This window comes from Eubacterium sp. BIOML-A2, from assembly GCF_009680135.1.
Taxonomy (GTDB): Bacteria; Bacillota; Clostridia; order Lachnospirales; family Lachnospiraceae; genus Faecalicatena; species Faecalicatena contortus_B.
This window is the reverse complement of record NZ_WKZK01000029.1, coordinates 1-12,107: the sequence shown is the minus strand read 5'-3', so window position 1 is coordinate 12,107 and position 12,107 is coordinate 1. Positions and strand designations below refer to the sequence as shown.

The 12,107-nt window shown below is 43.6% G+C and carries 10 protein-coding genes; 7 read left to right on the top strand and 3 right to left on the bottom strand.

Features of this window, described 5'->3' with window-relative positions:
- Positions 1–37 precede the first annotated feature (37 nt).
- The 5 genes from GKG43_RS11775 (at position 38) to GKG43_RS11755 (ending at position 5,494) form a co-directional block, all read left to right on the top strand.
- Positions 38–763 (top strand): LytTR family DNA-binding domain-containing protein, encoded by a 726-nt coding sequence (locus GKG43_RS11775; RefSeq protein ID WP_055152895.1) that lies wholly within the window; start codon positions 38–40, stop codon positions 761–763.
- A complete protein-coding gene (locus tag GKG43_RS11770) occupies positions 760–2,097 on the top strand; it encodes a sensor histidine kinase (protein ID WP_055152897.1) in 1,338 nt (445 codons plus the stop codon). The genes GKG43_RS11775 and GKG43_RS11770 overlap by 4 nt, the downstream gene beginning before the upstream one ends.
- Positions 2,098–2,304: 207 nt before the next feature.
- Positions 2,305–2,925, top strand: coding sequence for a helix-turn-helix transcriptional regulator (locus tag GKG43_RS11765; protein WP_055152899.1), 621 nt, complete (start codon positions 2,305–2,307; stop codon positions 2,923–2,925).
- Between the two features lie 148 nt (positions 2,926–3,073).
- Positions 3,074–3,748, top strand: a complete 675-nt coding sequence (locus tag GKG43_RS11760; RefSeq protein ID WP_055152901.1) for a phosphatase PAP2 family protein — start codon at positions 3,074–3,076, stop codon at positions 3,746–3,748.
- Between the two features lie 345 nt (positions 3,749–4,093).
- Positions 4,094–5,494 (top strand): D-alanyl-D-alanine carboxypeptidase family protein, encoded by a 1,401-nt coding sequence (locus GKG43_RS11755; protein ID WP_055152903.1) that lies wholly within the window; start codon positions 4,094–4,096, stop codon positions 5,492–5,494.
- A 190-nt stretch (positions 5,495–5,684) separates the two neighbouring features.
- Here the strand turns inward: GKG43_RS11755 and GKG43_RS11750 are convergent, their stop codons facing one another.
- Complete coding sequence (locus tag GKG43_RS11750) at positions 5,685–7,982, bottom strand: extracellular solute-binding protein (protein WP_055152905.1); 2,298 nt, start codon at positions 7,980–7,982, stop codon at positions 5,685–5,687.
- 213 nt (positions 7,983–8,195) lie between these two features.
- On the opposite strand from GKG43_RS11750, the gene GKG43_RS11745 reads away from it, so the two are divergent.
- The gene (locus tag GKG43_RS11745; protein WP_050639153.1) at positions 8,196–9,437 is read left to right on the top strand and encodes a uroporphyrinogen decarboxylase family protein; all 1,242 of its coding nucleotides are present in this window, start codon (positions 8,196–8,198) and stop codon (positions 9,435–9,437) included.
- A 233-nt stretch (positions 9,438–9,670) separates the two neighbouring features.
- Here the strand turns inward: GKG43_RS11745 and GKG43_RS11740 are convergent, their stop codons facing one another.
- Together GKG43_RS11740 and GKG43_RS11735 are read right to left on the bottom strand one after the other, a co-directional pair.
- Positions 9,671–10,297 (bottom strand): BTAD domain-containing putative transcriptional regulator, encoded by a 627-nt coding sequence (locus tag GKG43_RS11740; protein WP_055152907.1) that lies wholly within the window; start codon positions 10,295–10,297, stop codon positions 9,671–9,673.
- Positions 10,294–10,848: a hypothetical protein gene (locus GKG43_RS11735; RefSeq protein WP_055152909.1), complete on the bottom strand. Its 555-nt coding sequence runs from the start codon at positions 10,846–10,848 to the stop codon at positions 10,294–10,296. The genes GKG43_RS11740 and GKG43_RS11735 overlap by 4 nt, the downstream gene beginning before the upstream one ends.
- Positions 10,849–11,282: 434 nt before the next feature.
- Between GKG43_RS11735 and GKG43_RS11730 the strand changes: the two genes are divergently transcribed.
- Complete coding sequence (locus tag GKG43_RS11730) at positions 11,283–12,035, top strand: Rpn family recombination-promoting nuclease/putative transposase (protein ID WP_083487066.1); 753 nt, start codon at positions 11,283–11,285, stop codon at positions 12,033–12,035.
- Positions 12,036–12,107 lie beyond the last annotated feature (72 nt).

Below are 12,107 nucleotides of genomic sequence, written 5' to 3'. Positions count from 1 at the left end.
TATTTCGTGTGGATAATACAGGAAGCGAGGATTCGATATGAAAGTCGCTGTCATAGATGATCTTTCGGAATGTAGGAATGAAATACAAGACAGCCTGCATCGTTTTTTTGCGGAACATTATGCGGATGAGATTCTTACGATTGAGGATTTTAGCAGCGGGGAAGCATTTCTTTCTACGTTCAGAAAAGACACTTACGACCTTATTTTTATTGACCAGTATATGGACGGGCTATCTGGCATTGATACGGCATGGAAAATCAGGCAGAGCGATGGACTTGTCTCTCTTGTATTCGTCACCACCAGCCGTGACCATGCAATAGACAGTTATCTGGTAAAGGCAGGCGGTTATCTGCTGAAACCGTTCAGCTATGCTGCTTTTGAGCATACGTTGTCAATGCTTTCAATTGCAAAGATAAGAAATGCACGATTCATCTGTTTGGAGGAAGATCGCATCCTTCTGCGTGAGATTCTCTGGTGTGATGTTGACGGACATTATGTGCAGGTACATACCGAGCAGCGGGGGATCAGGCGATACCGGATTCCATTTAGTAACTTAACAACTATGCTGCTTTGCTATCCCCAGTTTCAAACCTGTTATAAGGGATGCATCGTAAACCTTGATCATGTGGAGCGTCTGGATAAGCTGGACTTCCTGTTGAGGACAGGCAAAAGGCTGCCCTTTTCCAAGCGGGACAGAAAGAAAATCGAAATGAACTACCATACCTATCTGTTTCAAAAAGCAAGAGAGGAGGATCTGCTGTGATAGATACCCTGATGGTGATCTTATTTCCATATCTGGATTTTATTCCCTTTGCCGTGCCGCGCTATTACATGTTCCGTGACAGGCTGCGAATTCCGTTTCGCTATATCATGGTACTGATTACCGGTGTCGCGACTCTCAACAGTCTGGTTTTTTACCTGATTAATTCCAGTGGGTATGAGACGGCGATGCTGTGGACAACAGTCATGCGCTATGGGTTCATGCTGATCAATCTCATATTGTCTTTTTCTCTGATAAAGGAGTGCTTCCCAAAACTGATGTTCACCTATCTGCTTCTGCTTTCGTGGTCTTTCTTTGTCTTTGGAAATGCGAACTACATTGAGAGCAGGTTCTTCTGGAATTTTTCCGACCAACATCCCTATCTGGTCTACAACATTGCCCGTATTATAATATACCTCATCACCTGCCCGTTTCTGTTCCACTATCTTCAGCACACTGTTACGGAAGCGCTGAAGATCCAGGATGATGCATTATGGCGGTATCTGTGGAAGATCCCGCTGTTCTCAACCTTATTCGGGATGCTGTATTGTGCTGTCGATGATGTCTACGCCTATGCCACATGGGAATTTTTGGTTTCCCGCTATTTGATGCTGTTTGGTACGTGCTATGTGTCCTTTGTGGCATTCAAAGTACTGGAGATTTCAAGAACCCGTACACAATTAGAGGAAGCATTGCACTATGCCAATCAGAGTATGAATGCTCAGAAAAAGCAGTTTGACAGTCTGGCACAGCATATGGATGAGATGAGGAAAGCAAGACACGATCTGCGACAGCACCTGGCTGTCGTACAGTCCTACATAGAGAAAGATGACAAAGAGGGATTGCATAATTACATTGAACTGTATAAAAATGAACTGCCCCATGAGGTGCTTGATTTGTACTGCCGCAATGACGTGGTGAACGCTGTCATCAGTTATTATGCGGGGGTGTCACGGGACAACGGAATACAATTTGATGTAAAAACAGATTATCCCGAACTCTCCTCCATTACCGAGACCGATATGACCGTGTTACTGGGGAATCTGCTGGAAAATGCGGTGGAAGCCTGCCTGCAGCAGAAGGATGAACAGCCGTTTATCAAGGTACGCATCAAACGCCATGGTAACTCGGAGCTGCTGATTCTAATCGACAACACCTGTAAGACATCCGTCCGCTTCATGGATGGCCTCCCCTTGTCATCGAAGCGCCCCGGTATGGGGATAGGAGCAGCGTCTGTACAGGATATCGCAGCGCGTTATAATGGGACTGTCCGGTTTGAGCAGAGAAAAGAGGTTTTTTATGCCTCTGTCCTGATTCAGTATGACAGCCAGATATAGAGATTAAATATATGAGCTATTATAATATAATGGACTTATCTATTTTCGGTACATTGGATTTGAGTGTTGATAAAACTTTATAATATGTATACAATAAATTGCAGGAGGTATACATCGAAACCTCAGAAAAATGAAAGAGCAGTGGAGAGTTTATCCAAGAATCTGTTGCTATAGAAGTCTAAGACAAATAACGAACAGGGGATACAAATGGAATTTAATGAAAAGCTGCAGCAGCTCAGAAAGAATCACAATCTTACGCAGGAACAGCTTGCAGAGCAGCTGTATGTATCACGGACAGCTATATCAAAGTGGGAAAGCGGCAGGGGCTATCCAAACATCGAATCTTTAAAATGCATATCAAAACTTTTTTCAGTTACTATTGATGAATTATTATCAAGTGATGAATTGATTACCCTGGCGGAAACTGAGAACCGTTCCAATCTTAAAAAGATCTACATGGTTATCAGCGGGATCGTTGATGTTTTGTCTGTTGCATTTATATTACTTCCGATTTATGGAAAGCCGGAAGGGAACCATGTTTACTCCGTGAATCTTCTGGCGAATACCCATACCCCCAATATAGACCGTACTATTTATTGGTCTGTCTTTACATTTTTGATCGGACTTGGCATTGCCAGACTTATATTCACCTATATTGAGAAGGAGTTATTGTACCGTTTTTTTACTAAAATTTCGATTGCAGCCGGTGCGGCAGCTATCTGTTTATTTGCAGCTGCAAGAGAGCCATATGCAACTATTCTATTATTTTTATTTTTTGGAGTGAAAGTATTTTTACTATGGAAGCAGATGCAGGCAGATCAGCATTAAATCCTTGAGAAAAGGCCCTTTGACACGAAGAGTGTCGGGGCCTTTTTCTATTGTGACGACAGGTTTCTTGTCCTTTTGGTACTGCTGGCAGATAATCCAAATGCAGCTTGCAAATAGATTATTTCCGCAAAAGAAAGGAAGATTGATTATGCAAAAAAAATTAAAGAAGTGTCTTATCATAACAGGGGGATTGTTTTTCATCTTTATACTTTTTACTGTTATGGTCAAAACCGTGGATGTTCAGCCCGTCGGTCCGGATCACTCAAAAGTTGGCCTCGCGTCCGTCAACCAGTGTGTGTTTAAATTTTTCGGTGTAAACCTATTATGGTACGATATTACTGACTGGCTTGGAGTTTTCGCGATAGTAATTGCTTTGGGGTTTGCGGTTCTGGGACTGTTCCAGCTTATAAAGCGGAAAAGCATTAAGAAAGTCGATTACAGAATATTATTGTTGGGTGTATTTTACGCGATGGTTATTGCTGTTTATGTGTTTTTTGAAGTAGTGGTTGTCAATTATAGGCCCATCATTCTTACAGAAAGCTTAGAAGCATCGTTTCCTTCCTCACATGTTATGTTTGTAAACTGTATTATGGCTACAGCCATGCTGCAGTTTCATTATTATCTGCAGGAAAGGAAGGCTTGGCTTTGGATATCGGATATTGTATCGGTTCTCATTATGATAGTAACTGTAATCGGGCGGCTTATATCCGGTGTCCATTGGTTTACTGATATTGTGGCGGGGATTTTACTTTCTTTGGTGCTGATTGCACTATACAGCACCGCAGTGTTGTATTATCAATTGGATATAATGAAAAAATATTAAGAGATCTATCCGTTTACATCTGATTTCCAGTCTTCATAAGCTCACTACTTGCAAGCTCTTATTATTTGGAGTAGTATGTAATATATACCAAAAAGCACACCATAACTCATGCCTTGCGGGCGGATCCGCAGTAAACTGCGGAATAAGGTATACTCAAAGGGTACCCCGTAATTCATGCCCTGCGGGCGAGTCTGCAGCAAAGCTGCAGAATAAAGTATGGGATAATTAGCCAGAACAGCAAAATTATGATAAAAAAAATTCCACATATTATGCATGTAATAATTTTTTTATATAAGAATGAGTTTAGAAAGATCGGCATATGATAATAAAAATCTGGAGGGAATTATGAAGTTAAAACGGTTTTTATTTTGTTTTTTATTAGCAGCAATTTTGATACTTTCCCCGTCCGTTGTACTGGCGGAAGATGGCGATACACAGGAGAAGACGGAGGAGGAGCTTGCAGCCGAAGCGGAAGCGCAGGAAAAAGCGTCATCCTATGAGGCAAAGATCGATACAAACGGCCTGGAGGCATGGCCAGAAGGTCCGAAGGTGTACGCCGATTCGGCAGTTGTAATGGATATGGAGAGCGGTGCGATCCTGTATGGAAAGAATATGGATGCAAAGCATTTCCCGGCGAGTATCACAAAACTCCTGACCACGCTTGTTGCACTGGAGAATGCAGATCTGGCCGATAAGGTAAAGTTTACAGAGGACAGTATCTCCTTTCTGCAGTATGATGATGCACAGATTGGGATGAAAGCGGGAGAGGAATTAAGCCTGGATGATTCGCTCCATGCAGTGCTTCTGGCTTCTGCAAATGAAGTTTCACATGCGGTTGCCGAAAGCGTGGGAGAGCAGCGCCTGGGTGGAAACTATGATACATTTATACAGAAAATGAATGACAGGGCAAAAGAGCTTGGATGTACCAATTCGCATTGGGTGAATCCGAATGGGCTTCACGATGATGAGCATTACACAACGGCCCATGACATGGCGCTTATCGCGTCTGCCGTGTACCAGCAGCCAGAATTCAGAACCATCATGGGGACACTGGAATATAAAATCGGACCCACAAACCTGACACAGGAAGAACGCGTATTTCAACAGAACCACAAGATGCTGTGGCCGGAAAATTACTATTATTACGAATACTGTACCGGCGGTAAAACCGGTTATACGGACCAGGCCAAGACAACCCTGGTGACAATGGCAGATAACGGAGACATGCACCTGGCCGCCGTAGTACTCTATGATTACGGCGTAGATGCCTATACCGATACAAGAGCCATGATGGACTATGTATTTTCGAACTTCAAAAAAGTTCCAGTTGAGACACTGGAAACCTCAGAAGACATCAGTAATTTTAACACAGAAAACCCCTATGTCGTACTACCCCAGAGCGTAAACTTTTCCAGTCTGGAGAAAAACATCGTATTAACCGAAAATGGAATCCGGGACGGAAAAATTATCTATACCTATAAAGGCCAGGCAGTGGGCAGCGCAGAGGTTACTCTGACAGAGGAAGGCTATCAAAAACTGATGGGAGATACTGCAGCAAGCGACAGCCGTAAAATAGAAAATAAACAGGAAACTCAACCAGCGCCGACAGAGCCTGCAAAAGATGAAAAAGCCGAACAGCCCAGGCTTAAATTGTATGTTGGAATAGGTTCCGCAGCTGTGCTTCTCATACTGATCATCGCAGGATCAGTAATGCTGCACAGAAAAAACCGCAACCGCAAGGAGTAACATATAACCGTTACTATAAGTAATACCAGACTTATAAAAATTAAATTCTATTTCTAAAAAAATATTTTTATTAACTGACTCAATCCGCTTTCACCAATATCAGTGCTCTCCCGATGCATCTATTCTACCGATTGGATGCACGCAGCCTGTAGGGAGATGTGCGGGGGAAACTACCTGCAGGCGTCCCCCCCTACCCCAACAAATGCAGCGGTTTCGGATACCCATAGGATTTAAACAGTGCCTGCATTTCTTCCTGCCCGTTATTCAAAGCCTCTGTGATGGACATCCCATTGTTTACAATATTCTTCATCACACTGCAAAGTGCAGCCTCAATCCGGCTCTGCGGGATGATCAGGGAATTTTTACTGTAAGGCCCGGTTCTTTTCCGGCAGTATTCGAAGCTTTCTTCGGTCAGTTCCATCCAGGGATAAAGCTTCAGCAGTTCGTGGCTGGAGTAAGGCGCCCGTGCAGGGGACTGGCCGTCCAGAATGGTCATGTAGATGCTGATATCTTTATGAGAGAGCCACTGGAAATACATACATGCTTCTTCTGATCTGGCAGTGCATGGATTCATCCCCAGGTTCCATCCCACGCTGGCAGGAGTTTTTCCGGGGATGGGTTCGTATCCGACACGGCCTATGATATGGTTGTGGATGCTTTGGCAGATCTGGCCCGCATATTCTGAGTAGGTGATCAGCATCGCTGTTTTTCCGGAACAAAAATCCTCGACAGTCTGTTCAATTGCAGTGTCAAACGGAGGCCTCCCGATATAATCAAGGGTTTTTAGGATACTGCCGAAGGCCTGGTTATTTTCCGGAGTATTCAGACAGACCCGGTTGTATTTATCCCATATTTTTCCCCCGTAGGACCAGAGGCGGATCAGGATTTCGGGGGCCAGTTCCTCGTCCACGATTCCAGCCATGGAAGTTCCGTAAAGGGTTGGGGAGTTTGGATTGTATTCTCTTGTAAAAAAGGAAGCGATTCCGTTGAATTCTGTCCATGTACGGGGCGGTGAGAGCGGGATCTGGAACATCTTCTTAAATTCTTTTTGTACGTTCCGGTTCTCAAAGAGATCCCTTCTGTAAAACAAAATTTGCGATCCTCCTACGATGGGAATGCCATAATAATGTTTATCAAACATACAGTTTTCCAGATTCTCCGGAAAAAAGGCCTCCGGATGAAAGCGATCGCTTTGGATATAGTCTGTTATATCTGCAATCATTCCGTTCTGTACCAGATACTGCAGCCAGGGAATGTCGTACATATAAATATCATAGCGGGATTGTGAACAGCCCATATCCTCCACAATTTTATCCAGAAGTTCGTTTTGTGCAGCGAAATCAATCTCTGCCGGAATACCGGTCTGTCTGGTGAAATTTTCGGAAAGCAGTCTGGCGGCATGGGAGGTTGCAAGGTCAGCCATCAGGATACGAAGCGGTTCCTGTGCAGTGTTTGTCTTTTTGACCGTAGGACTGTTTTTTTTTGCTTCGGGAATGAAAAGCCTGGTGTGTATAATTTCATCTGTAAAAAGCAGGGTCTTTTCCTCAAACAGAACAGGGGATTCTATATTTTTCATCAGCAGCCCGGCGGCTTTTTGGCCCAGTGTAAATGCGGTACGGGAGGTATGGGTGATTCCGGACAGGCTGGCACGGCTCCAGGACTCTTCCCCAAAAGTCAGGATCTGTATATCTTCCGATGGGTTGCTCCCGTGTATTTTGCAGGCTTCTGCCACGCCCTGGGCTGCATTTTCCGATGTAGTGATCACGGCGTCTACCTGGTTCAGGAGGGGAAGGGTGAGAAATGCCTTAAATCCATCTTCTTTGGTCATATTGGCAGAACGGATCAGATCGGGGTTCACGGGCCGACCATAATCCTGCAGAGCAGTCCGGTACCCTTCTATGGACTCGGCCTCGGAAGAGAACTGCTGCGAACCGGTAATCAGGGCAATGTTCTGATAGCCTTTCCTGAGCAGGTTTTCCGTGAGATAGTAGGCGGTTTTCACATTATCAAAACCGACAAAACTAGCATTCATATTGTCCGGCCTGCGTTCGATAAAGACGGTGGGGATATTATAATTTTTGATCCTGGTTGTAAAAAAATCCGTATTCCCGGGCTGAGACGTGATGATTAACAGACCGGACACATTGCCGCTTACAAAATCATCTATTTTATCACATTCGATATCAGGGGAGTTGTTGGAAAAAGCAACATTCATGCTGAACCCCTTATTCTGAAGATAAGATGAGATGCCTTTGAATATTTCGGCGTGGTAATAATCATCGATATCAGTGAGAACAATCCCGATCTTTTTTGAATCTGCAGTTTTGAGGCTGCGCGCCGACGCATTGGGAATATATTTTAGCTTTTCTATGGAATCCATGATCCTGGCACGGGTCTCCGGTTTTACATTTTTTGCGCCGCTCAGACAGCAGGAAACCGTTGCAATCGAGACTCCGGCGTCTTTTGCAACATCTTTTAAGGTTGCCAATGATAATCACCTCCAGTATGAATAAAAATTACAGCGTGTTTTTATTGTTTCATCATAACACATCAGGTTAAGTAAATCAAAATATCTAAACGTTTAGATTAGAATTTAAAAAATGGTATTGAATTTACAGTATTTTAGTTTATAATCAAAAATAACAAATCATTTACCGCATATAGAAAAATCTAACCGTTTAGAAATGGAGGAATAAACAGCATGACGTCAAGGGAAAGAGTCTTAGCATCTATCAACCACGAAGAACCTGATTATGTGCCGCTGGATCTGGGCGGGACGCCGAGTTCAGGTATATCTGCAATTGCTTATAACAATCTGAAAAAGGAGATGGGAATCTCCGGCGGGCATACAAGAATATATGATGTAGTACAACAGGTTGTACAGCCGGAGATTGAGCTTATGGATCAATTCGGCGTAGATGTAATTGATATAGGAAGAGTATTCAATGAGAATGACGATGACTGGTATGATGTGACACTTGCGGATGGCTCCACGGGCCAGTATCCAAAATGGTTCCGGCCCAAAAAGCTGGAAAACGGAGACTATGTAGTCCATGATGAGGAGGGCACATTAATCGCAAGAATGCCGGTCGGAGCCACTTTTTTTGACCAGACATATTTTCCATATATGGATGATTATCCGGATGATTGGTCTGACTTGGACCACCAGATGGGAAAAGTACTCTGGAGCGCTTTGGTGCACAGTCCATGGGATCATGCAGGTGAAGAGAACTTTTACCAGAAGTTAAGAGAGCGCACGCTGGCGCTCAGGGAAAAGACAGACCGAGCGCTGATGATCACCTGCGGATGTAACCTGTTTGAGTGGGGGACTTTCCTGAGGAGAATCGACAATTTTCTGATGGACACATATGCAGACCCTGAAAATGTGGAATCACTGGTAGAACAACTGATGATCCGCCATCTTGCCACACTGGAAAAGGTATGTGAATCAGTGGGGGATATCGTAGATATCCTGCGTTTTGGTGATGATCTGGGAATGGACACGGGAATGTTTATGTCCAGGGAAAAATATCAGGAATTATTCAAACCATACCACAGACAGTTAAACGAATATGTACACAAACACAGCAGCATGAAAACATTTCTGCACTCCTGCGGTTCTATATATCCGATCATAGGGGATCTGATTGATGCAGGATACGATGTAATCAACCCGGTTCAGACAACGGCCTATCAGATGGATCCTGCGGTACTGAAACGCGAGTTCGGAAAGGATATCACATTTTGGGGCGGGGGATGCAATACGAGAAGCATCCTGAACCGGTCCACACCGGAAGAAGTGTATGAGTATACAAGAAGAATGATTGATATCTTTGCTCCGGGCGGCGGATTTGTCTTTAATCAGGAACACAATATCATGCCCGACGTACCGGGAGTTAACATACTGGCTATGTACCGGGCCGTGGCGGATTCACGTAAATAGGTACTTTCAATAAAAGCAGGTTCAATAAAGTCACAGTATGCTATCATAATGTGACAGTTCTGGAAATATACAATAAGAATAAAGAGATTAAAACAGCACCGCAGTAGGAGAGGCGGGCTGTACCGGGGATCGTGCATTAAGTATGCATCCCCGGTACAGTCTGCCTCTTCTGCTGCGGTGCTGGTATATGATATCGGAAATTTCTCCGGGGCTTGCCCGCTTGGTTCCGGTTTTTAGATTTCCTTGCTTGAGACTTCCAGATACAATTCCGAATTTGAATTCATCTCATGGAACGCCTCGCTTATTCGGGCAGCTACCGTATCCACGCCTATTTTTTCTGTAACGCTCAGTAGCACAGAGTACTGAGTCAGCGATGTTCTGGTGAAAACGTCATTTTTACGCAAATGTGTGGAAAGCATATAGTACAGGGTTTCCATGACTTCTTTCACCTTTGCGGCATCCGGCATCTTTTCCTTTTTTGAATGCAGGGTAAGCAGCATCAGATAATGCCGGCCCGGCATACGCAGGGAGGAGCGGGAATGCAGATGATAGATGTTCTTAAAGATATCAAAGTTACAGTAAAAAGTCTGTCCGCTCTTATCATCTTTTCCAAGTGTTGTTTCCAGTTCGTTGATATCAAGTTCTTTGCTGGGCATGCGCAGGAGAATCTCCTGATGGACATCCCTCAGAGATCCGCTGATATCAGTACCGTATTTGGAAGAAAAGAAATCCAGGGTAGTGTGGTAGTATTCCAGCGCTGTCTTAATGGTATTCATACCCAGATAAGCAAGCAGTTTATAACGGTAAAAACGGTCTTCGTCGGGATAGAAAATAATAGATTGGTCACATAGAGCAATCAACTCGTCATAACGGTGCCTGGTATAGAGATATTCATGGTACAGTTAATATACATATTTTTATAATAGGTTATGCGGTACTGAACCCATTCGATGGAGGTGTGGTTGGAAAGGAATTCACCTGTATACAGGCGGTGCATCCGGTAGTAATAACGGAACTGCCTTTCCGGATCAGGTTCCTGCCGGGCCAGGTTGTTGTAATTCTCAAAGTCATGGATGTCGATCTTACAGTAAAGATCGGGATTCCAGTAGTAGGCATCCTGGGTAAACTTGATGTAATCCACATCCTTATCGGGATAAAGATGTTCAAGTTCTTTTCGTGCTCTGTATACCAGATTGCGCAGGGCGCCGACCGGACACTTATCCTTTTCATCGGGCCACAGCATGGCCATCAGTACATCTTTTGGCACTTTGGTATCCTGATTGGCTACCAGGTAGGATATCAGCAATGTCAGCTGTGTACTGTTGTGTGCGCTCGGAGCGTACTCATAATAGGGGCTGGATACTGTAAAATCATTAAAAAATCGAATGTGAAGGTCAGGCTTTCTTCTCATATAACCAATCTCCTTTGTAGTTTTGAATAGGGTATTTAAATAAGTAAAATGCCGGTCAGCAGGAGCAGTGTCGTTATGCTCCTCGGATAAATGCCTGAACCTATTATACATGATTCGTAACAGGAAGTTCAACAAATATCTTGGCAGGATAAACTTATATACGGTTATCCTGTTATAGATGCACAGATACATTGACAATCCTTGGTTTTATATGTTAATGTGAATGAGTCCAATCCATGAATCTGGATTCATTTCAAACATTCTTTATACTCATTATTCTTGAAATATCTAATTTCAATCCTAAGGGCAGTTTCGTCCGGTGATTCAATGTTTGAAGAATTTAATAATTGCAAGGAGGAATGCCTATGATTGTTTTTTCGTGTGCCATTCACTTTTAACAGAAGAAAATATGTGGTAAAATAGAGGAGAACTATATGGACACAAAGCGAAAAATTATACCGTTAAAAGAGTTAAACCTTACAAACCGCTTTTTGTTTGATGAAGTAATGGAAGACCCAAGAGCGCATCAGGACGTATTAAGTATTATCTTTGGGCGGAATGTACCGCTTCTGGATAAAAATGAGACGGAAAAGGAACTTCGGGTATCGCCGCTTTTGCGCGCAATTCGGATGGACGTATTTTCTATGGATGAAGACGCTATCATTTACAATACGGAAATGCAGCAGAAAAAGAGAGGAGACCTGGCAAAAAGAAGCAGGTACTACCAGGCTATAATAGACACCTCTCTTTTGGAACCGGGGGTTCCCGATTATAACCATCTGAATATGGCATACATCATCATGATTATGACATTTGATTTATTTGGCTATGATAAATATATGTATACGTTCAGATCCAGATGCGAGGAAGTACCGGAGTGCTGCCTGGAAGACGGAGCAGTAAGGGTTTTTTTAAATACACACGGCACGAACAAAGAGGAAGTTTCCGAGGAATTGGCACAATTTCTTTATTATCTGGAACATACAAACGATGAGACGGCGGCAAATATGGACAGCGAGCGGATTCAGCGCATACATCAGCGGGTACGTAAGGTGAAAACGAGTGAGGAAGCGGGGGTGAGATATGTGCAGGCTTGGGAAGAAAGATATTATGAACGGGAAGAAGCCAGAAACGAGGGAATAGCGCAGGGCTTAGAACAAGGGCTAGAACAAGGGCTAGAACTATAATGTACCCATAGATGTGGACACATTAAGAAGAAGGGTTCCCTAAAAATGGACACTAAAAAGAAGGCATAAAAC